This window comes from Sphingobium sp. (assembly GCF_003248505.1).
GTDB lineage: Bacteria > Pseudomonadota > Alphaproteobacteria > Sphingomonadales > Sphingomonadaceae > Sphingobium.
In genome coordinates, this window is record NZ_QFOA01000031.1 from 13,561 (window position 1) to 35,656 (window position 22,096).

18 protein-coding genes and 1 pseudogene are annotated in these 22,096 nt (G+C 64.5%); 8 read left to right on the top strand and 11 right to left on the bottom strand.

Features of this window, described 5'->3' with window-relative positions; genetic code table 11:
* Positions 1-40: 40 nt before the first annotated feature.
* From DI606_RS11245 to DI606_RS11265, 5 genes are all read right to left on the bottom strand, one after another.
* Positions 41-679: a class I SAM-dependent methyltransferase gene (locus DI606_RS11245; protein ID WP_293982833.1), complete on the bottom strand. Its 639-nt coding sequence runs from the start codon at positions 677-679 to the stop codon at positions 41-43.
* Positions 669-1,430, bottom strand: a complete 762-nt coding sequence (locus DI606_RS11250) for a PIG-L family deacetylase (protein WP_293982836.1) — start codon at positions 1,428-1,430, stop codon at positions 669-671. Before DI606_RS11250 ends, DI606_RS11245 begins: the two co-directional genes overlap by 11 nt.
* Positions 1,400-2,482, bottom strand: coding sequence for an acyl-CoA dehydrogenase family protein (locus DI606_RS11255; protein WP_293982840.1), 1,083 nt, complete (start codon positions 2,480-2,482; stop codon positions 1,400-1,402). The genes DI606_RS11250 and DI606_RS11255 overlap by 31 nt, the downstream gene beginning before the upstream one ends.
* Positions 2,479-3,567, bottom strand: coding sequence for a glycosyltransferase family 2 protein (locus tag DI606_RS11260; RefSeq protein ID WP_293982843.1), 1,089 nt, complete (start codon positions 3,565-3,567; stop codon positions 2,479-2,481). Before DI606_RS11260 ends, DI606_RS11255 begins: the two co-directional genes overlap by 4 nt.
* Before the next feature lie 267 nt (positions 3,568-3,834).
* Complete coding sequence (locus tag DI606_RS11265; RefSeq protein WP_293982845.1) at positions 3,835-4,926, bottom strand: PHB depolymerase family esterase; 1,092 nt, start codon at positions 4,924-4,926, stop codon at positions 3,835-3,837.
* Between the two features lie 365 nt (positions 4,927-5,291).
* Here DI606_RS11265 and DI606_RS11270 point away from each other — a divergent pair, with 365 nt between their 5' ends.
* The 4 genes from DI606_RS11270 to DI606_RS11285 all read left to right on the top strand — a co-directional run bounded on the left by DI606_RS11270 (position 5,292) and on the right by DI606_RS11285 (position 6,332).
* On the top strand, positions 5,292-5,591 hold the full coding sequence (locus tag DI606_RS11270) for a hypothetical protein (protein ID WP_293982848.1): 300 nt from the start codon (positions 5,292-5,294) through the stop codon (positions 5,589-5,591).
* Positions 5,592-5,602: 11 nt separating this feature from the next.
* A complete protein-coding gene (locus DI606_RS11275) occupies positions 5,603-5,731 on the top strand; it encodes a hypothetical protein (RefSeq protein WP_293982851.1) in 129 nt (42 codons plus the stop codon).
* Between the two features lie 155 nt (positions 5,732-5,886).
* Positions 5,887-6,096, top strand: a complete 210-nt coding sequence (locus DI606_RS11280) for a hypothetical protein (RefSeq protein ID WP_293982854.1) — start codon at positions 5,887-5,889, stop codon at positions 6,094-6,096.
* Positions 6,093-6,332, top strand: a complete 240-nt coding sequence (locus tag DI606_RS11285) for a hypothetical protein (RefSeq protein ID WP_293982857.1) — start codon at positions 6,093-6,095, stop codon at positions 6,330-6,332. The genes DI606_RS11280 and DI606_RS11285 overlap by 4 nt, the downstream gene beginning before the upstream one ends.
* A gap of 159 nt (positions 6,333-6,491) precedes the next feature.
* On the opposite strand, the gene glgX is transcribed toward DI606_RS11285, so the two are convergent.
* The 6 genes from glgX to DI606_RS11315 all read right to left on the bottom strand — a co-directional run bounded on the left by glgX (position 6,492) and on the right by DI606_RS11315 (position 17,142).
* Positions 6,492-8,372 (bottom strand): glycogen debranching protein GlgX, encoded by a 1,881-nt coding sequence (glgX, locus tag DI606_RS11290; RefSeq protein ID WP_293982860.1) that lies wholly within the window; start codon positions 8,370-8,372, stop codon positions 6,492-6,494.
* On the bottom strand, positions 8,369-9,814 hold the full coding sequence (gene glgA, locus DI606_RS11295) for a glycogen synthase GlgA (protein WP_293982880.1): 1,446 nt from the start codon (positions 9,812-9,814) through the stop codon (positions 8,369-8,371). The genes glgX and glgA overlap by 4 nt, the downstream gene beginning before the upstream one ends.
* Positions 9,815-9,833: 19 nt before the next feature.
* Entirely contained in the window at positions 9,834-11,093 is a 1,260-nt protein-coding gene (glgC, locus tag DI606_RS11300) for a glucose-1-phosphate adenylyltransferase (protein WP_293982863.1), read from the bottom strand.
* A 43-nt stretch (positions 11,094-11,136) separates the two neighbouring features.
* A complete protein-coding gene (gene glgB, locus DI606_RS11305; RefSeq protein WP_293982866.1) occupies positions 11,137-13,296 on the bottom strand; it encodes a 1,4-alpha-glucan branching protein GlgB in 2,160 nt (719 codons plus the stop codon).
* A gap of 17 nt (positions 13,297-13,313) precedes the next feature.
* A complete protein-coding gene (locus DI606_RS11310; RefSeq protein WP_293982883.1) occupies positions 13,314-15,779 on the bottom strand; it encodes a glycogen/starch/alpha-glucan phosphorylase in 2,466 nt (821 codons plus the stop codon).
* A gap of 142 nt (positions 15,780-15,921) precedes the next feature.
* On the bottom strand, positions 15,922-17,142 hold the full coding sequence (locus DI606_RS11315; protein ID WP_293982868.1) for a serine hydrolase: 1,221 nt from the start codon (positions 17,140-17,142) through the stop codon (positions 15,922-15,924).
* Between the two features lie 115 nt (positions 17,143-17,257).
* Here DI606_RS11315 and DI606_RS11320 point away from each other — a divergent pair, with 115 nt between their 5' ends.
* From DI606_RS11320 to DI606_RS11335, 4 genes and pseudogenes are all read left to right on the top strand, one after another.
* On the top strand, positions 17,258-17,770 hold the full coding sequence (locus DI606_RS11320) for a sigma-70 family RNA polymerase sigma factor (protein ID WP_293982871.1): 513 nt from the start codon (positions 17,258-17,260) through the stop codon (positions 17,768-17,770).
* 55 nt (positions 17,771-17,825) lie between these two features.
* Positions 17,826-18,767, top strand: a complete 942-nt coding sequence (locus tag DI606_RS11325; RefSeq protein ID WP_293982874.1) for a FecR domain-containing protein — start codon at positions 17,826-17,828, stop codon at positions 18,765-18,767.
* Entirely contained in the window at positions 18,751-21,216 is a 2,466-nt protein-coding gene (locus tag DI606_RS11330) for a TonB-dependent receptor (protein ID WP_293982877.1), read from the top strand. Before DI606_RS11325 ends, DI606_RS11330 begins: the two co-directional genes overlap by 17 nt.
* A 102-nt stretch (positions 21,217-21,318) precedes the next feature.
* Positions 21,319-21,999 (top strand): annotated as a pseudogene (locus DI606_RS11335) (autotransporter domain-containing protein); the annotation flags it as partial.
* Positions 22,000-22,096: the final 97 nt, after the last annotated feature.

Below are 22,096 nucleotides of genomic sequence, written 5' to 3' on the forward strand. Positions count from 1 at the left end.
GGCCCGCCTCTGGCGACGAGGCGCTGACCGACCAGCCTGCCTATTCGTCAAGCCTCCTACCATCCCGACCGCCGTCGCGATGGTCGTCCGATGGCGGAATGCCGCCCAACGCACGGAAGCGGTCGATGCGATAAGTGGATTCGCGTCCTGCCAGATCGCGTTGCCACGCCGCCGCTTCCGCAAACAGCCGCACCGCCTCATCCCCACCGACAGGCAGATCGTTGTCGCCCGTCCAGTTGACGAGCAGGCATATGCCCCCATCCTTCAGTGACGCCATCGCCCTTTGCGATGTCGCAGCGATCTCGGCGGCCGACAGGAAATACAGCACTTCGGAGAGGACGATCAGGTCGAAAGCGCCATCGGGCCAATCGTCCGGAACCTCGCCGCGCACAAAGGATATCGTCGTCTCGGCGCGCAGCCGCTCGCGAGCGAGGCCAAGGGCCCGGTCGGATATGTCGAGCGCAAGCAAGGCATCGCAACGGGCGGATAATTGCTCGGTCAAAACCCCTGTCGCGCAGCCGATCTCAAGGCCGGCGGCGAACCGCATGCCGCCCAGCGCCGCGATAGTGGCGTCGCGCTTGTCGCGTTCATAGCCGCTGACCTCGAACTGCCATGGATCGGGGTCACGAGAGAATAGTGCTTCGAACGAAGCCCTGCGCGACGAGAGTTCATCGGTCATGAAGAAAAATCTCGGGGTGATGGATAAAATGATCGACGAAGGCCGAGGGCATGACGAAGCCGCCCGGATCGTCGTCGATCAACGTCGTGACCTGCGACCGGTGCGCCGCGATGGCGCGCGACTTGCGGGCGAGATATCGCTTGTCGGCAAAGACAGCGATGGAATCCGAAATGGCGCGTTCGCCAAAGCGACCCCATACGGCGAAGCTCCACAAATGAGCGCCCGTCCGCGTCGCGAGAGTTCGGGCAATCCGCGCGGCGCTGACATGATCGCAATGAGGGTCGCCCGCCCAGCAGCTCCAGATCGCACGCACATTCATTGCCGTGGCAAAAGCGACCATCTCGTCCAGCTGCGCTTCGCTGACGAGGGTGGGGTCGCTTCGACTGTCAGGCAGCCCAAGGCGCAAGACAGGAATGTCGTAACCGGGCGACAGTTCGCGAAGGGCTGCGTGCATTTCACTGGCTCGCAGCGCCGCGAGAGCCTGTCGATCGTAGCGCTTAGAATGGGGATGGGAGCCTTCGCCATCGGTTAAAAGGACGATGGCTACGGTCCGGCCTGCGTCGGCTGCGGATGCGAGCGCCTGGCCGCAGCCGAAACTTTCGTCGTCCGGATGGGGCACCACGATCAACAGGCCGCCGGGCGGTGCAAGCGTCTCGACATCGATCGCGGGCGCGTTTCGTGCATGGCGAAGCAGCGTGCCTTCGGGGTGGCGCGGCATCGTCACAGTGCGCCGAGCGCCCCATCGTGGCATGTCAACGCCGCTGCCGCGCGGGCATTCTTGGCGTCGGGCGCGGCCTGGCACAGGAACAGCGAGAGGTCGCGACAGATACGCTCGATGGGCGATCCCGCGACATGCGCCGCCGTGCCGAGCGCACGCTGCACCGTTTCCATCACTTTTCGACAGCTTCGCTCCGTTACTTCCCGCGCGATAAGAGAAAGCGTCGCCGTCTCGGGACGCGCATCGATAGCTTCGACCGCCATCGCGGCCCGCCGGAGCCAGAGCCGTGCGGTTTCGACGGCAATCGCTGCATCGAACAGACGGAGTTGCTGCTGCGGATCGTCGGCCCGTCCGCGAATTCGAAGGCCCGTGCGCATCGCGTCATACAAGGCCTCCGCGGCGCCCAGATGCGCGGCGCAATAACGCCATATGCCGCCCTCGAAATAAGGTTCACGCAGATAATCGTCCGGAGCACCCATGCGGCAAAGGTCGACAATCGCAACCCCATCGAAATCGTAACGCCCCGACCGTGTCGCCCGCATGCCGCCCATTCGCCAGCAGGACGGGTCGCTGCGGCCTTCATCGTCGATGGGTACGAGAAGAAGTTGCAAGCCCTGCTGCGTCGGCGCGGACACGACAGCCCGCCCTACCAGCCCCAGGCCCGACGCGAACCGCTTCGCCCCGTGCAGATAGGTCGTACCATTCCCCGCTGCGATAGAGAGCGGCGATGTCGCGTCGTCCGCACCCCAGACACCGAACAGGATCCCGTCCCCCACGGCCGATACGGTTTCGGCACGCAATCGCTCATCGCCATAGAGGAACACCAGTTTCACCGCATTCATATGGCCTTCGAACAGGCGTGCGACCGACAGATTGGCGCGGCCGAGCGAACGCAGCGCATCGAACGCCGCCATCGTTCCGTCAGGGTCCGTTCCCCAACCCTGCCCGCCCACGCTGCCGGGCAGGCATGCAGTAAGCCAGCCCGCGTCGCGAAGCAGGCCGATGTCGGCGGACAGGTCGCCGTCATCCCGGTCCGCCTCTGCCGCACGGCTAGCGACAGTGCGCTCGATATCCGGCCCGGTCATGCGCTCCTGTCCTGCGCCAGCAGCACTCGCGCCAGCGCCAGTTGTTCTTGCAGATCGCTGAACCGCAGCGGTTTCACCCCGCCACATGAGTCGCGCACGCCATGGTTCAGGCAATAAGCGGACAGGCGGCGGAGTTCGGCAATAGTGACGAGCGCGGCATCGCATTCCGGGTCGGGATCGGCGGCGCGAAGAGCGAGCGCCGCACCGCATCCGCCGGCCGCGCGCCCGGAAAGCCGAGCGGACGTGCGCGTTCCGCCGTCCGCTATCGTCACTACGCGACCGCCGCCTTCGACGACGAGCCTGCACAACAATCCGTCCTCGCCATGTGGGGGTACGGGCCAGCGTCCGAGCGCCCGGTAAATGTCCGACCGGACCGCCATGCTCGCGCCGGATGCGCGGTGGGCGAAGGCACCTGCCCGCCCTCCGCTCCACCGCATCCACAGAAGATCGCAGGCGGCATAATATTCCCGTTCGGCCTCACCCATAAGGCGCACCTGTTCAGGGAGAGACGACCAGCCCGTCGCGTCGAGCCGCACATCTTCGCACATGAGGTCGAATTTGTCGGCCAGTCCTGCCAGCCGGTCGGCGATCCAGTACGGCGCGACCTCGCTATCGGCGTCGGTGGTCAGCAACACGCCATGGGGAACAAAGGTCGCCGCAGTGTCGAGCGCCAGCCGCCTGGCGTGCGGCGCGTTGCGAATGACAGGGGCGAACGAAACGTTCAGAACCACCCCCGCCAGTGCGTGAGCGCGCAACCATTCGGTTATCAATTCAGCCGATCCGTCGCTGCTGTCATTCACCACGAAGACCGCAATGCCGGGTTGCGGAACGCATCTCATGGCCGCGAGCAGCGCCGCCAGCATGGGCGGCAAAAGCTCACGTTCATCGCGTACCGGAACCGCGACAGCAAAAGGGAACTTACCGCTTCCCACCACCGCCAGATCGAGCAGTTGCGTCAATCCGGCGAATGGCGCTTGATCGAGCAGCGCACCGATCGTCGGAGGTATCCCGATTTCGGACCGCTCTGCGGCACGAAACGATTTACACACCAACGGGTCAGCCGCGACGAACGGGGAAGCCGCCATGCTACCCCTGCGCGCTCGATGTACGGTCATGTGCAAAGCGCACCGGGCGAGGTCGTCGGGCCAAGCATGACGCTCCCCACGGCGGGATGAAGATCGACAGTCGGTCCGAACATCTGTTTCTCCGGCAGGCCACGGAAAAGGCCCATGCCGTTCCGGTTCGCGACATTCGCGTCTTCTGTCCCAACGCGCGGAATAGAGAACCGGGCGCGGGGCGCCCTTAACTGTGTTGGTCGAATGTCGGATATTCTGACGCCATGTCGTGGCTTGTCAGCGCATCAGCCCTGCCGCGCGTAGCGCGTCGTGAATGGCTTTGCCGACATCCGTCACCGGATCGGCATTTGGCGACGAATCCAAAGGCGCGGTCGCCGCCTCGTCGTTCGAAACGCTCTGCGCCATTTCGCGGCCGAGCAGGCCCCAGCTTTCTGCAATAGAGCGGGTCGAGGATATGCCCACCTCCAGCATATGAGGCATGACGGTGCCGCAGCCATCCGGCCCCTTCGTTGCGAGCGGCGTGCCATGGCCCATGCCGGATATACGATGATCCTCGATCACCGTTCGCCCTCCGGCATCCGTCCATCGGCGACGCGAATGGCGCCCGACGGTTTCGGTCATGGCGGGGTCGCTCCCCAGATCATGGACCGACAGCCACTGCGCCAATATGGCGTCGGCGTTGCTTTGGGCTACCGTCGCATCCGCCGTTCCGTGCCAGATGGAGATATGCGGCCAGGGACCGGAATGACCGGAGGCGGCCCGAACTCGATTACCCAGTTCCCCGCCGTCATGTCCGCCGCCGCCCCGCATCGCGTCGAGCGCCTGCGAGACATTCGACGCGGCGCCATGTGGCAGGCCCGCGATGATCGCACCGCCGGCAAATAGTTCGGGATAGGTGGCAAGCAGGATTGACGTCATCGCGCCGCCTGCGGACAGCCCAGTGACGAAAATCCGTTCAGGATCGATCTCATAATCCTGAACGACCGTCGCAATCATCTGACGGATCGACATCGCTTCGCCCCGGTCGCGCGCATTGTCGGCTGGCGAAAACCAATTGAAGCACAGGTTGGGATTGTTGCCGCGCTGCTGTTCGGGAAACAGCAGGATGAAACCATATTTGTCCGCCAGCCGGGACCAGCCCGATCCTTCGTCATATCCAGCCGCCGTCTGCGTGCAGCCATGCAGTACGACCACCAGCGCCGGATTGGCCGGGCGAACCGGCGGCACATGGATTCTGGCACGCAAGGCGCCGGGATTGCTGCCGAATGTGGCCAAATCCTTTAGCCGGTTGTCCGCCGCTCCAGCCGGTGCGCTACCCATGGCACGCATTGCGGCCAGCTTTGCGATCGTTGCAGATAAGGTTTCCAAAGCGCATCTCCGGTAACGGCGTAACCGGGCAGCGATCATCCGGCGTCGCGTTTGCTGCACTGCACAATATGGAGAGGCGGAACCGCTGCGCAAGGCGCTATCGTTCTAGGGTTCGCGAAACCTTATCGGCTGCGGCCGGATTATAATGTTTCGCTGTCGGGTTTAATGTCGGCATCCGCCGCCCCATATAGCCATTATCGATGGCCTCAGGACATGTAGGCGCCACCGGCTGAGAGACTTGTGCTCCCGCTTACACGCAACGGAGCGCGCACGCGGACTTCCCCAACCCGGTATTGTCACGGCCCGATAATCCTGGCCGATCTGCGACCCCAGCCCGAAATATTCCACGTCAGAAGGAAACGACAATGGCGACCAAAATCGAGAATGAGGCTCAATCCCCCGCTGAAACGGCACCGAAGAAACGTGCCAGATTCACCTCCAGCTACAAAATGCCCAGGCTTCCCGCAGACGAAGCCAAGCGCCAGGGAGAAATCACGATCTTCGCTTTCCACGCGCTGGGTCGAGACGCCGCTCTTGTCTTCCTCAACAACCATGACGAGGAACTGGGCGGCAGGCCGCTCCATCTGGCCACGGCCAGCGTCGCCGGGTTCGAATCCATCAAAACAGCCATCGGCGCCCGTCAGCGCGCGATTGCAGAAGCGTAAAGGACGAGCATATGGCCAAGGGTCAAAAGAAATCCAACCGTGAGATCAGAAAACCCAAGGCCGAAAAGCCCAAGAAGGAAAATGCATCCAATCCTACACAAAAGCCGGGGCCGGTGGGCATCGTCACGCTCAAGAATTGACCTGTCGCATCCTCGGCTCGGCAACTTTACCGAATATAAATGAGACGCCCGCCGCTTATTCTGCTATAGCGCTTTTATTGCGCGAAACATGCCGCAAGCATTCGCCGTGACAGAGAGACCATAGTGCTCCCGCTTGCCAGCCCAGGAGCCGCATCATGGAAGATCTGAATTATTTGCTCAAGCGTGAGCAGGAAGAACTGCTGCGGTCCCAATCTGCCCTGTGTCCCGAAGCGTCTTGGGTCCATCGCCGTATGGCGGACGGATATAACCGTCGCATTCGGGAGCATCCGCATCCCTATCGTTCAAAGCGTTCGGACGGTTCGGCCTCCTTCACACTTCCCACCTATGCGGAGACCAGAGCATGAGCCGGGCGATCAACATACAGGCTACGCCGGACGCGATCCGGTCCGTCTGCTCCAATCATTCCTTCCGCATTTCGGTGCTGGAGCCGTTGAACTCGGGCGGCGTCCGCGTGGTCATGCTCGATCCCAAGGAAGCCGACGCGCTCCGTATTTTGATGAAGGGCAAGCTGATCGAAGGCGTCGTCAAGCGCTCCCCTTCGCATGTCGCGCGGCAACCGGCGGCTACGACCCGACGTTGAAACCGGCAAAGCATCTTTCCGGCGACGAACAGACCGAATGGCGGGACGCGGGTCCCGCCTGCCCGGTCAGGCGTGCCGAGGCCAGCGATCTCGCGCGGGCCCGGGCCAAAATCCTCTCGGTCGAACAGCGTGAGGCGGGCTCGCGCCGCGCGCAACGGCTCAGGGCGTCCTAACGCCTGCCGGAACCGCAGGGACGACACACAGGCTTCGACCCGGGACCGTCGCGACGCCCCACGGCAGGCGAAATTCGCACGCGGCCTTTTCGCCGTTCACGCACAGGCAAAGGCCGTTTCCCCCGCGATAGCGAAGGACGACGCGTCGCCTGTCCCCCTCCTCCCAGTGCGCGGCGGTCATGACCTGACCATCCGCGTCCAGCCATTCCACGTCCTCGTCGGATAGCATCGTCACAGCGGATAGCTCCGAATTGGCGGCGCGCAGCGCTGCAAGATCGCGGGCGTACCGTTCCAATTCCCGGTCGCGATTGTCCCAATCCAGCCATGTGATCGCATTGTCCTGCGCGTAGGCGTTGTTGTTGCCCTGCTGCGTTCGCCCGAATTCGTCCCCGGCCGTCAGCATGATCGTACCGCGGGACAGAAACAGCGTGGAAAGAAGCGCCTCGGTGTCGCGGCGGCGTGCCTCGACGATGGCAGGATCGTCACTCGGTCCCTCGACGCCGTTGTTCCAGCTGATATTATCGCCATGCCCGTCGCGATTATCCTCGCCATTGGCGTGATTGTGCCGCTGCTCGAACGCGGTCAGGTCCGCGAGAGGGAAGCCGTCATGCGCCGCAATGAAATTGACGGATCGCGTCGCGGTGCCGCCGAAGATATCGGACGATCCGCTCAACCGCGTGGCGAAACGGCCCAGCATCCCCGGCTCTCCCCGCCAGAAACGACGCACATCGTCGCGATAGCGGTCGTTCCATTCCAGCCACCCCTCCCCAAACTGCCCAAGCCGGTATCCGCCCGGCCCGATGTCCCACGGCTCGGCGATCATGACGCGATCCGCCAGGACTGGGTCCGCCCGCATGGCTTCCAGCAAGGGGGCCGCCGGATCGAACCCGTGCTCGGTCCGCCCCAGCGCCGTCGCAAGATCGAAGCGGAAACCGTCCACGCCCGCTTTCTGGACGAACCAGCGCAGGGAATCGAGGATCAGGCGGCGCGCCGGGCGCGCATTGCACGCGATGCTGTTGCCGGTGCCCATGTCGTTGATGAGGCTGCCGTCCGCCGCATGGCGGAAATAGCCGAGCGCATCCAGGCCACGCAACGACAGGGTAGGACCGTGCCGGTCGCTTTCCCCATTATGGTTGTAGACCATGTCGAGGATGACGCCGATCCCCGCATCGCGCAGCGCCGCAACGGTGGTGCGCAGTTCCGCCATGCCGCCGGGTGCGATCCGGGGGTCGAGAGCGAAATAACTGACGGGATTATAGCCCCAAGCATTGGTGAGGCCGAGCGGCGGAAGATGCCGTTCGTCGATCCAGGCATTGATCGGCATCAATTCGACGGCGGACACATGCAGCGCCTTCAAATGGGCGACGATGGAGGGATGCGCCAATGCCGCAATCGTCCCGCGCTGGTTATCCGGCACATCGGGATGCCGTTTCGTAAAAGCTTTTACCGATACTTCGTAGATAAGACCGCCCGCCGCAAATCGCGGCTTTTCCACGGGCACGTCCGGCAAAAGCGTCGTTACGACTCCCTTGGGCATGAGCGGCGCGGTATCCACGCCCGTCCCGCGCGTCGCGGCGAGGGCAGCGTCATAGCGAAACGGGCGGTCTATGGCCTTGGCATAGGGGTCGAGCAGCAATTTGTCGGGATCGAACCACAAACCCCGATCCGGGTCATAGTCGCCATCGGCGCGCAGCCCGTAGCGCTGCCCCGGCCCCACGCCCGCCGCCTCGACATGCCAGAAGCCCTCGGCGTCGCGCAGCATAGGCACGCGGGTTTCGCGATCCTCAGGATCGAAGAGGCAAAGCCAAAGCTGTGCAGCTTGCGGCGACCAGACCGTGAAACGCTTGGCCTGAGCCGGTGGCATCATGCCTGTCCGATCAGCGAGCGGTACAGCGCGGCATAGCGCGCCGCGCTGTTCGCCCATGAAAAATCGCAGCGCATTCCCGCACGCTGCATCGTTTGCCACAGCGGCCTGTCGGCATGAAGCCGGATCGTGCGCGCGATCGCGGCCTCCAGAGCGGCAACGTCGCCCGGCTGGAAAAGCACCCCGGTCGCCACGCCCGCGCCGATGGCGGCCTCGTTCGCCTCGATCACCGTATCGGCCAGCCCGCCGACACGCGACACGACGGGCACGCACCCATAACGAAGCGCATAGAGTTGGGTGAGGCCGCAAGGTTCGAATCGCGACGGGATCAGGATCGCGTCTCCCCCCGCCTGAAGCAGGTGAGACAACGGCTCGTCATAGCCGATCTGTGTCCCGACCCTGCCCGGATACCGGGCTTGCGCGGCGACAAAGGCGCTTTCCAACCCCTGATCGCCAGATCCCAGCACCGCCAGCTTGCCGCCGCCTGCGACCAACGCGTCGACGGCGTCGGCCATCAGGTCCATGCCCTTTTGCCACGTCAGGCGGCTGACGATGATGAAGATCGGCGCGGCGTCGTGATCGAGGGCGAAGCGCTTTTCCAGCGCCCGGCGATTGGCGGCCCGCCCGGCAAGCGACCGGGCGCTGTAGCGGCGCGCCAGCAGCGCATCGGTCGCCGGATTCCAGATATCCCCGTCGATACCGTTCAATATGCCGTGCAAACTGTCCGCCCGCCCGTCGAGCAGGCCTTCCAGGCCCATGCCTTCCGCTGGCGACCGGATTTCGCGGGCATAGGTGGGGCTGACAGTCGTGATGGCGTCGGCGGACACGAGCCCAGCCTTGAGGAATCCGACGCCGCCATAATATTCGACGCCGTCCATCCTCCATGCCTCCGTTGGCAAGCGCAACTGGGGAAAAAGGCCTGCGGGAAAGCGCCCCTGGAAAGCCAGGTTGTGGATCGTCACGACCGTCGGCACGCCCGCTCCTGAACCCCAGCGCATATAGGCGGCGGTCATCGCGGCCTGCCAGTCGTGCGCGTGCACGATGTCGGGCCGCCAGCCCTTCAACAGCCCTTCGGCGATATCGGCCCCGGCGCGGGAGAGCGCAGCGAACCGCAGCGCATTGTCGGGCCAGTCAGCCCCGGCCGCATCTCCATAGATGCCGCCGTCCCGCGCAAAGAATGTCGGCGCGTCCAGCACGAAGAGGTCGAGCCCATCGACCTGCGCCGACAGGATCGCGGCAGGCGCACCGAACAGGTCGGCGTAGCGGTGGAGCCGCTTGCCCTTGCCGATCCGGGCCATCACTGCCGGATATCCGGGCACAAGCGAGCGCGTTTCCACCCCGTGCGGCGTCAACGCACCCGGCAGCGCGCCCACCACGTCCGCCAGTCCGCCGGTCTTGACCAGCGGATAGATTTCCGAAGCAACCGACAATAATTTGATCGACACGCGCCCCTGCTCCCGCCCGTCAGCGATCAAGCGCGTCGATCATCGGCTGGGTGATGAGGCAGACCCCATTTTCGCTCACCCGAAACCGCCGCGCATCGTCCATGGGGTTTTCGCCCACGATAAGGCCGGATGGAATGATGATGCCGCTGTCCACCACGCATTTGTGCAGCCGCGCGCCCCGCCCAATCTCGCAATTGGGCATGATGACGCTGTCGGTGACGGACGAGAAGCTGTGCGTGCGCACGCCGGAGAACAGCAGGCTGCGATGAAGCGAGGACCCCGATACGATGCACCCGCCCGCCACGAGCGACGATGTCGCCGCGCCCCGCCGCCCGTCTTCGTTATGTACGAACTTGGCAGGCGGCGTGACTTCCGAATAGGTCCATAGCGGCCAGCTTCTGTCATAAAGGTCGAGCGCGGGCACCACGTCGGTCAGGTCGATGCTCGCCTGCCAATAGGCGTCGATCGTACCCACGTCCCGCCAATAGGGTTCCAGCTCGCTCTCCGCCCTGACGCAGCTGTTGGAAAAACGGTGTGCCACCGCCTTCCCGTGCTTGACGATATAGGGGATGATGTCGCCGCCAAAGTCGCGCTTGCTGCCCGGCGTATCGGCGTCGCGGCGCAGTTGTTCGATCAGAAACTTCGTGCGGAAGACATAGATACCCATCGACGCCAGCGCCATGTCGGGCTGGCCGGGGATACCGGGCGGGTCCTTGGGCTTTTCGACGAATGCGGTAATCGCGTCGGCCTCGTCCACATGCATGACGCCAAAGCCCACCGCCTCCATGCGCGGCACTTCCAGACAGCCGACCGTCACGTCCGCACCGCTATCCACATGCTGCTGGAGCATCAGCTCATAGTCCATCTTGTAGACATGGTCGCCCGCCAGGATGACCATATATTCAGGAGCATAGCTTTCGATGATGTCGATATTCTGGAACACGGCGTCGGCCGTGCCTTCGTACCATTGGCTTTCCGAGATACGCTGACTGGCCGGGAGAATATCGAAGCTCTCGTTTCGTTCGGGGCGGAAGAAGTTCCATCCGCGCTGCAAGTGCCGGATCAACGAGTGCGCCTTATACTGCGTCGCGACGCCGATACGGCGGATACCGCTATTGAGCGCGTTCGACAGCGCAAAATCGATGATCCGCGCCTTGCCGCCGAAATGAACGGCAGGCTTGGCGCGCTTGTCCGTCAATTCGGCAAGGCGGCTGCCGCGCCCGCCCGCCAGCACATAGGCCATCGCATCGCGCGCGATCGGTTGATATTTCGGATGCATTTCGGCCTCTCCTTCCAGTACCCACACGATTGGCTACGCAGGGTCAGTCGTCCAGTTCCAACATCAACGTGGAAAATGGCGGAATGGTGATGTTGGCCCATCCCTCCTCGTCGGCATGGACCATGCCCATGTTGCCCACGCCGCCGCCGCCGTACTCCCGCGCATCGCTGTTAAGAATTTCGCGCCACCGCCCGCCGGATGGCAACCGCATCCGATAGCCGTGGCGCAGGACAGGGGTGAAATGGCTGACGACCACGACCGGGCGAGCGCCCGGCGCACGGCGTACCCATGCGAAGATGGAGTCGGCGGCGGCATCGGCCAGAACCCATGCGAACCCCTCCCCCTCACAGTCGCGTGCATGTAGCGCGGGATGCGCGCGATAGGTCCTGTTGAGATCGCACACCAGTCGCTGGACCCCGACATGCGCCGCGTCGCCGAGCAAATGCCAGTCGAGCGATCGTTCCTCGCTCCATTCGGCCCGCTGTGCGAACTCCTGCCCCATGAAAAGCAGCTTCTTGCCGGGATAGCCCCACATCATCGCGTAATAGGCGCGCAGGGTCGCGAATTTCTGTCCATCGTCACCCGCCATCTTGGTCAGCAGCGAACCCTTGCCGTGCACGACCTCGTCGTGGCTGAGCGGCAGGACGAAATTTTCGCTGAAGGCGTAGACAAGGCCGAAGGTGACATCGTCATGATGATGGGCGCGGTGCACCGGATCGCGCGCCAGATAGCGCAGCGTGTCGTGCATGAAACCCATGTTCCACTTGAAGCCGAAGCCCAGGCCCCCGTCATGCACAGGGCGCGAAACTCCGGGCCAACTGGTCGATTCCTCCGCGATGGTCATGACGCCGGGATGCGCGCCGTAAAGCGCCCGGTTCATCTGCTGGAGGAAAGCGACCGCCTCCACATTCTCGCGCCCGCCATGGTCGTTGGGAATCCATTCGCCCGGCTTTCGCGAATAATCGAGGTAGAGCATGGACGCCACGGCATCGACCCGCAGTCCGTCGATATGGAATCGCTCCGCCCAGTATAGCGCGTTGTTGACGAGGAACTGCATGACCTCGCGCCGTCCGAAATTGTAGATCGCGGTGTTCCAGTCGGGGTGAAAGCCCTTACGCGGATCTGCATGTTCGTAGAGCGCGGTGCCATCGAACAGGGCCAGCCCATGTTCGTCCACCGGGAAGTGCGCGGGCACCCAGTCGAGCAGAACGCCGATTCCCGCCCGGTGCGCGCCATCGACGAAGCGGGCAAAGCCTGCCGGATCGCCGAACCGCGCGCTCGGCGCGTAGAGGCCGAGCGTCTGGTATCCCCAGCTGGGGTCATAGGGATGCTCACTGATCGGCAGGAATTCGATATGGGTAAATCCCATGCCCACGACATAGGGAATGAGGCGGTTGGCCATCTCGTCCCAGTTCAGGAAACCGCCATCGTCGGCGCGCTGCCACGATCCGGCATGGACTTCGTAGATGGAAACGGGCTGGCGGCGCGCATCGACATCTCGCCAATGCGCGCGATGACGCGTGTCGCCCCAATCATGGGCCATTGGCGGCGCGACCACAGAAGCGGTGGATGGGCGCAACTCCGCCTCGAACGCGAAGGGGTCGGCCTTCAGCGGCAGGATGACGCCGTCCGCGCTCATAATCTCATATTTATAAGGTGCGCCGGGGCTCACCTCGGGCAGGAAAATCTCCCACACGCCCGCGTCCGAGCGACGGCGCATCACCGCGCGCCGCCCATCCCACCGGTTAAACGGCCCGACCACCGACACACGCCGTGCATTGGGGGCCCAGACCGCGAAGTGCGTTCCCTCCACCCCCTCATGCGTCATCGCATGCGCGCCGAGCTTGTCGAACAGGCGACCGTGCGATCCTTCGGCGAAATAATAATCGTCCATCGGCCCCAGCACCGGACCGAAGCTGTAGGGATCGATCGAAGAGAACTGCGCACCGTCGGCGTAGGTTGCGATATAACGCAACGGCTGGCGCTCCAGCAGCTCGACGCGCCCGCCGAACAGTCCCGCCTCATGCATGCGCGCAAGGTCGCCCAATTCTTCCCCGTTCTGCGCCTGCGCGCGGACGCTCACCGCATCGGGCAGGAATGCGCGCGCGATGAACGCCTTGCCGTCGGGGTGGACGCCCAGCGTGGCGAAGGGATCGTTGTCTTCCCCCCGAACGAGCCGGTCATACTGCGCGTTGTCGGCCATTCAGGTTTCGCTTTCGTTCATGGGATCGCCCAGATGTCGGCGGCATATTCGCGGATCGTACGGTCGGACGAGAACCAACCCATCCGGGCGACATTGTGGATCGCCTTCTTCGCCCATAGCTGCTGATCGAGCCAGAGCGCATCCACCTGCCTCTGCGCAGCCGAATAGGCGTCGAAGTCCGCCGCCACCATGAACCAGTCATGGTCGTAGAGGCCCTGCACCAACCCCTTGTAGCGATCGGGATCGTCAGGCGAAAACACGCCGCCTGCAATCGTATCCAGCGCCTGCGCCAACTCCCGGCTCTGCCCGATCGCCGCGCGCGGATCGTATCCCTGGGCGCGGCGGGCGGCGACTTCCTGCGCGGTGAGGCCGAAGATCACGATATTGTCTTCGCCCACATGGTCGCGCATCTCGACATTCGCGCCGTCGAGCGTGCCGATGGTGAGCGCGCCGTTCACCGCGAACTTCATGTTGCCGGTGCCCGACGCTTCCATGCCCGCCGTCGAAATCTGTTCGGAAAGATCGGCGGCGGGGATCATCACCTCGGCCATGGACACATTATAATTGGGGACGAACTGGATCTTCAGCATCCCCTGCACAGACGGGTCGTGATTGACGGTCCGGGCGACATCGTTCGCCAGTTTGATGATGAGCTTGGCGTTATGATAGCTGGACGCCGCCTTCCCGCCGAACAGCTTGACGCGCGGCACCCAGTCCTTTTCAGGGTGCGACCGGATCTGGTCGTAAAGCGACACTGCCTCCACGATGTTCAGCAGCTGCCGCTTATATTCGTGAATGCGCTTGATCTGGATGTCGAACAGCGCAGAGGGATCGAGCCGGGCGTTGACGCGGTCGCGCAGCAGCGCGGCGAGCGCAGCCTTGTTCGCGCGCTTGACCGCGAGGAAACGGTCGCGAAACGCGCCGTCGTCGGCGAAGCGGTCAAGGTCGCGCAGCTTTTCCGCATCGTCGAGGAAAGCGTCACCGATGGCGTCGCGAATCAGCGCCGTCAGGCCCGGATTGCATTGCATCAACCAGCGGCGGAAGGTGACGCCGTTGGTCTTGTTGTTGATCCGCCCGGGATAGAGGCGATGAAGGTCGGCGAACACGGTTTCCTTCATGAGGTCGGTGTGCAGGGCCGACACGCCGTTGACGCTGTGCGACCCGGCAAACGCCAGATTGCCCATCCGCACCCGCCGGTCCCCGCCCTCGTCAATCAGGGAGATCGCGCCGATGGAAGGGTCCGCGAACTGGCCGGATCGCCGCGCTTCGCCCAGCACGCGGCTGTTGATGGCATAGACGATCTGCATGTGCCGGGGCAGCAGCCGCTCGAACAGCGGCACGGGCCAGCTTTCCAGCGCTTCGGGAAGCAGCGTGTGGTTGGTATAGCTGAAGGTGCGGCGCGTGATGTCCCATGCTTCGTCGAAATCGACGCCGTGGTCATCCACCAGCAGCCGCATCAGTTCTGCGACCGACACGGCAGGATGGGTGTCGTTCAGCTGAATGGCCGCCTTGTCCGGCAGGGTGCGGACATCGCCATGATATTGGACGTGCCGCCGCACGATGTCCTGCAAGGAGGCGGAAGAGAAGAAATATTCCTGCCGCAGCCGCAACTCCTGCCCGGCGGGCGAACTGTCAGCGGGGTAGAGCACGCGGGTGAGCGCTTCGGCCCGGTTGCTGTCGGCGAGCGCGCCCAGATGATCGCCCGCGTTGAACTTGTCGAGCAGGATAGGGTCGATGGGCTGTGCTTCCCACAGACGCAGCGTGTTTACCCGCTTGCCCCGCCAGCCCGCAATCGGCGTGTCGTAGGCGGTGGCGATTACCCGCTCGCCCGGTCGCCAGCGCATCTGGTGCGGACCGCAATCGGCACCTTCCGCCGGGTCGACCATGCCGCCGAAGCCGACCTCATAGCTCGCCTCGCGCCGTTCGAACTCCCACGGATTGCCGTGCGTCAGCCAGGTTTCGGGCAGCTCCACCTGCCAGCCGTCCGAAATCTCCTGCCGGAACATGCCGTTCACATAGCGGATGCCATAGCCATAGGCGGGTACGTCGACCGTCGCCATGCTTTCCATGAAGCAGGCCGCCAGCCGCCCGAGGCCGCCATTGCCGAGCGCGGCGTCGGGTTCCAGCGCGGCAATGATATCGATGTCGACGCCCAGCTTGCGCAAGGCTGACTGGACCGCGTCCAGCATCTCCATGTTCGATGCCGCATCGCGCATCAGGCGACCGATCAGGAACTCGAGGCTGAGATAATAGACCCGCCGCCCCTTTTCCTCATGCGTCTTTTTGGTGGAGGCGATCCATGCGTCGATCACTCGATTGCGGATTTCCATGATGACCGCATGCAGCCAATCGTGCGGCTTGGCCGCGGCGGCATTCTTGCCCATTCGGTAAGTCAGGCGCTCGACGATCTGCTGCGCAAGGATGTCGGGATCGAGCGGGCGCGGGTTGGGCGTGGGAAACGCGGTTTGCCCCTGAAGGTCCATGAGTGACAATATCCCCCTAGATGAACGGACCGATGATGGCACAGCCTCCCTTTCCAGACCATTGCCATTTTTGCAGCGCAGCAAGGATAACGTGCGGCACCGATTTGCGATCCCCGCGCGTCATCCTCTCCGGTCATTCGGGTCAAGGGGAGAGGGTCGCCTGCCCGACCGCGTGGCGCAACTGCGCGCGCACGGGATAGGTGCTGGAGGGAAGATGCTGCGTCATGAAGATGCCGATCAGCCGGTGAACGGGGTCGATCCAGAAATAGGTCGAAAACACCCCGCCCCAATAATATTCGCCGTCCTCCAGCCCCATCGCGAAACCCAGGCCAAAACCCACACCCTGATAGTCCGCTTCGCTGAACATCGAGCTCGACAGGCCGGCGAGATCGCCGCCGCCAGGCAGCTGGTTTTTCCGCATGGCGCTCACGGTTTCGGACCTCAGCAGCCGCACGCCGTCGAGCTCGCCGCCCCGCAACAGCATCCGCGCGAAACGGTGATAGTCCGCCACGCTCGACACAAGCCCCCCGCCGCCCGAGTGGAAACAGCCGGTCCGCCGCCATCCGCTACGCGCGCCATGGTCGGCGACGACGATGCCGCCGCCGTCCCAGTCCAGCCTCCAGGCATCGGTCATCCGGTCCGCCTTGGCATCGGGTAGCATGAATGTCGTATCTACCATGCCGAGCGGGCCCAGTATGCGCCGCTGGAATACGCTTTCCAGATCGGAGCCTTCCAGCCGTTCGACGATCACGCCCAGAACGTCCGTCGACACCGAATAATTCCAGCGCTCACCGGGCGAAAATTCGAGCGGCAGGGCGGCCAGGGCGGCGATGAAGCCGTCCGACGTGCGCTTCTGCTGGAATTCGTCCAGCCCCAGTTCCCGATAGCGCGCATCGATGGGCGTCTGCCGTTGCAATCCGTACGTCAGGCCGGATGTGTGCCGCAGCAGGTCGATCATCTGCATGGGCCGGGCGGGGCGCGGGCCGTCTGCCATGCCCACGCGAAGGTCGGCGAATTCGGGGATCACTTCCGTCACCGGGGTATCGAGCGCGATCCGCCCCTCCTCCACCAGCATCATGAAGGCGACGGAGGTGACCGGCTTCGTCATCGACGCGATGCGATAGAGCGCATCCTCGCGCAGCGGCTCCCCCGTGTCCCGTGCCCTGCCTCGCACCACCGACAGCAAAGGTTGCTCATCGCGTGAAATCATCATCTGCATATGCGGCAACTTGCCGGTCGCAATGTAGCGGCGGTCGAGATCGTCCACCAGCGCGTCGAGCCGGTCCGCGTCCATGCCGGCGGCGCGGGCGGCGACGCGGTCGGTGATGGGGATCGGGCGGCGTGTGTTCGGCGTGGAGGTCATACCCGATGGCTAGAGCAGAGGGCAGGCCGCGTAAACCGCTTGCCGATTGCCAAGACGGCCCGCGCGGTTCTATGGCAACCCGGGCCAACCCGCTGAACTGGACGAGATGACAGGCATGGCCACCGGCCTCTCCGCGATCTTCATGAGCAGCCGCCCCGCCCTCCTGCGCTTTCTGCGTGCGCGCGGCGCGGGCGAGGATGCGGAGGATCTGCTTCAGGACATGTGGATAAAGCTGGAGGCCAAGGACTTGGGCCCGGTGGCCGACCCCCTCCCCTATCTCTATCGCATGGCGAACAACCTGATGCTCGACCGCTATCGCTCGACCACGCGGCGGGGCCGACGCGAGCAGGACTGGGCGGAAGGTGCGGGGGGCGTGATGGCCGATCCCGCCGACGACATAGGGATCGACGACCGCCTTATCATCGACGAAAAGCTGGATCAGGCACGCGGCATCCTGCGCGCGCTAGGCCCCCGGGTCGAGATGGTGTTCCGCCGTTTCCGCATCGAAGGCGTGGGACAGAAGACGATCGCGGAGGAACTGGGCGTCAGCCTGACCACAGTCGAAAAGGATCTTCAGAAAGCCTATCGCGCGATGATCGCGCTCAAGCAGAAATGGGATACGGAATGACGCGGTCGGCGGCGTCTGACGGCGTAAGGGGCAAGATGGAAACGGGGCTGGAGCGATGATGAACGAGGAGGCGCTGGGTTGGGTGATCGGCACCCGCGACCCCGATTTTGCCGATTGGGAAGCCTTCACGCTGTGGCTGGAGGCCGATCCCGCGCACGCCCGGGCCTATGATGCCATGATGCACGCGGACAGCGAGATGGACAGCTTCATCCCCGCGCAGCCCGTGGCTATGCCAGTCGCCGCCAACGATGCGGGCGAACGGTCCGCGCGTCGCCCGGCACGATGGGTCGCGGCTGGCGGGATCGCTGCGATACTCGTTGCAGCTGTCTCCTTCGCTGTCTCGAACCGCAGCGATATCTACAGCGTCACGACCCGTCCGGGCGAAACCCGCACCGTCGCGCTGGACGACGGCACCCGGGTAGAGATGAACGGCAGCACCACGATGCGCTTCGACCGGCACGATAGTCGCTTCGCCGCGCTCGATACCGGGGAAGCCGCGTTCACCGTCCGGCATGACGCCGCCAACCCCTTCCGGGTGACAGTGGGCGACGCCGTTTTCGAGGACGCCGGGACCGTCTTCAACATCGTTCATTCAGGCGAAGCGACGCGGATCGGCGTGTCGGAAGGCAAGGTCATCTACAATCCGAAGGCGGAGGCAATCGCGCTGCCCGCCGGACGCGGGCTGGCCGAAGATGCGAGCGGCCTGCATGTGATGGACGTGGCTCCGGCATCGGTCGCCAGCTGGCGGCATGGGCAGTTGATCTATGTCAACGCGCCCGTCGCGCAGGTGGCGGGGGACGCCGCCCGTTCACTGGGCATCCCGGTTGACGTGACGCCCGTAGCGAGCGCTACGCGATTCACCGGCACGATCCGGCTCGACCGCGATCCGGGGCGCTTCTTCGGGGAAGCCGCGCCGCTGATGGGCCTTTCCGCCGTCCGGCAGGGTAATAGGTGGCTGCTGAAAGACATGAAAGAGGGGGATGGGCCGCAGAGCTGACCGCCTTTCCGTCGCCGCTCCCATCCTCGCGGTCGCCGTGGCGGTCGCATCGCCCGCTTCAGGGGCGGACAGACAATCCATCACGATCGCCCCCGGCAGGCTGGGCGAGGCGGCGGTCGCGCTCGGTCGCCAGACAGGCGCGAATATCGGCCTTTCCGATCAATCGCTCGCATCGATCCCCACTCCGGCCATCGCTGGGCGAATGCCGGTGGAAGCCGCGCTGAAGACCCTTGTCAAAGGCAGCGATGCAACGATCGAGCGGGCCGGAAAGAACGGCTGGCGGATCGTTCGCGCGCGGCGCAACGGCATTGGCGGGGCCGCCCCGGCGCGAGGGACTATGGCCCCCGCACCGGACCAAGCCCCCGCCGACATCGTCGTCACCGCGTCAAAGCGGGACATCCCTCTGCCCCGCTACGCCGGGATGGTGGAGGCGCTCGACAGCAGCCTGTTCACCACGGCGGAGGGAGTCGCAGGCTCCGCCACCTTGCTGTCGCGCGTCGCCGCGCTCAGTTCCACCCATGCCGGTGCCGGACGCAACAAGCTGTTCATCCGCGCCATGGCGGATTCGGGTGTCGCCGGACCGACGCAGGCGACGACCGGCCAGTATCTGGGCGACATGCGCCTGAATTACGCCGCGCCCGATCCCGACCTCAAACTCTACGATGTCAGCCGGGTCGAAGTGCTGGAAGGGCCGCAAGGCACGCTCTATGGAGCCGGGTCGCTGGGCGGCATCGTCCGCATCATGCCGACCGCTCCGAACCTCGGCATCTTCGGCGGCCAAATATCCGTGGGGGGAAGCGTCACCGAGCATGGCGCACCGGGCGGCGACCTTTCCGCCGTGCTCAACGTGCCGGTCGTGCCGGAGAAGGTGGCGCTACGGGTCGTGGGCTATGGCATACAGGACGGCGGCTATATCGACGACGTGCTGCGGGACAAGAGCGACGTGAACCGGGTGCGCACCTATGGCGGGCGCGCCGCGCTACGCTTTGCACCGGACGCCGACTGGACCGTCGACCTGAACGCCGTCTACCAGCATATCGACGGCGACGACGCGCAATATTCCACGCGGTCGGTGGGCCGGCTGGAGCGCGCATCCTCCGTCGCGCAACCCTATTCGTCCGACTATCTGCTGGGCAACGTCCGGGTCGAGCGGCAGTGGGACGGCCTGCGTTTCGTTTCGTCGACCGGCTATGTCCGGCACGACCTCGACGAAAGCTACGACGCCACACAGCGCGAGGGATCGCCCGCCCTGTTCCGTCAGGCCAACCGCGTCACCATCTTCTCTACCGAAAACCGCCTGGTGCGCGATCTCGACAACGGGCTCGGCTGGATACTGGGCGCGACCTATCTGGAAAGCGTGTCGAGCCTGCGACGGTCGCTGACCAGCTACGGGCCGTCGCCGAACGAATGGACGATGCCCACCGAGCAGCTGGCGATCATTCCCGGCGTGCCGATCTTCGGCCGCGGGATGCCTGCGTCGGCCACGGGCGTCCGCAACAGGATCAGGGAAGCGACCCTGTTCGCCGAAGCATCGTTCGAGCCGGTGCAGGGCCTGATCGCGACGGTGGGCGGGCGCTTTACCGTCAGCAATCTGTCGGGCCGCGCGCTCAGTCCGGTGGCGCAACTGTCCTCGGTGGATATCGCCCGCGCCGAAGCGCAGTCGGATCGAACGGAAACGACGTTCCTGCCTTCCGCATCGCTGTTAACGGACGCAGTGCCGGGCCTGACCTTCTATGCGCGCTTCCAGCAAGGTTTCCGACCCGGAGGCCTCGCAGTGGATGACCAACGCGTCCGCCGATACCGCAACGACCGCGTATCGACGATGGAGGCGGGCGTGCGCAAGGGCGTGCCGGGCCGCGACCTGTTCGCCGCATCGGCCAACATCGCCTATACCGACTGGCGCAATATCCAGGCCGACGTGACCGACCGCATCGGCCTTCCCGCCACAGCCAATATCGGCGATGGGCGCATCTACACCGTGGAAGGCCGCCTCGCGCTGCGCCCCGTCCCGGCATTGACGCTGGACGCCAGCGTCATATTCAACGACAGCCGCCTTACCCGGCCCACCGACTTCGTTCGCACCCTGTCATACGCAGGAAGCTCGCTGCGGCTGCCCAACGTCGCGGGGCTGGGCGGACGGCTGGCGGCGGATTATCGCGCGTCGCTTGGGCAACTGGGCGATGTCAGCCTTTCGGCCTCCGCCCGCTATGTCGGCAAGTCGCGCCTTGGCGTGGGGCCGATCCTGGGACGAGAGCAGGGCGACTATGTCGACACCAGCCTTTCCGCGGGGCTGATCCGTGGCCCCGTTCGCTATTCGCTGTCGCTCAACAACCTGTTCGACAGCGACGGTAACCGCTTCTCGCTCGGCACTCCGTTCGACCTGCGCACCGATTACGTAACGCCGCTGCGCCCACGCACGCTGCGAGCGGGTATCGACTTCGCCTTCTGAAGCCCGATCTTCCTCGACAAAGCGTGACGGGAGCCACGGGTCGGCACCGTCCCTCCGGTAACGCGCGCAAACGCATGCAGCGCGAGACCCAGAGGAGACATCATGCGATATTTTCTGGCCAGCACGGCCATCGCCCCGGCGCTGGCGGCGATCGGCCTCGGCCATGCCCAGGCCGAAACCACGATCGGATCGTCCACCACGACCGCAGTCAGGACATCCACCGCCGCGAACGGCAACCCGGACAGCATCACCGTCAGTTCAGCCGGTTCCATCACTCTGACGAGCGGCACCGCCGTCACGATGGACAGCAATCATGCGGTGACCAATGCGGGTACGATCACCATCAACGACGCCGACAATGCGACCGGCATCCTCGTCACGCCCGGCACAAGCGGTGCCATCGCCAACAGCGGCACCATCACGCTGACGGAAAACTACACCCCGACCGACACGGACAATGACGGCGATCTGGACGGCCCCTTCGCCAAGGGCAGCAACCGCAACGCCATTTGGGTACAGGGCGGTGCCGCTCATACCGGGTCCATCGACCATAGCGGCACCATCTCGATCAAGGGCAACCAGTCGGCGGGCATCCGCATCGACAGCGCGCTTGCCGGAAACCTGTCCACCAGCGGCACCATCAATGTCACCGGCGACAACGGCTATGGCGTCGTCGCCCGCGATGTGAGCGGCAACGTTACCCTGCGCGGTGCGACCAACGTCACAGGAGCCAACAGCGTCGGCGCGGCCCTGCTCGGCAATATCGACGGCGCGCTCAAGATCCATATGTGGACGGCTCCCTCTTGCAAGGGCTGAACGGAAAATTTGATCGGATCGCTTGCTTCCATATGTCCGGCCTTTCGGTGCGGTCGCACGTGAC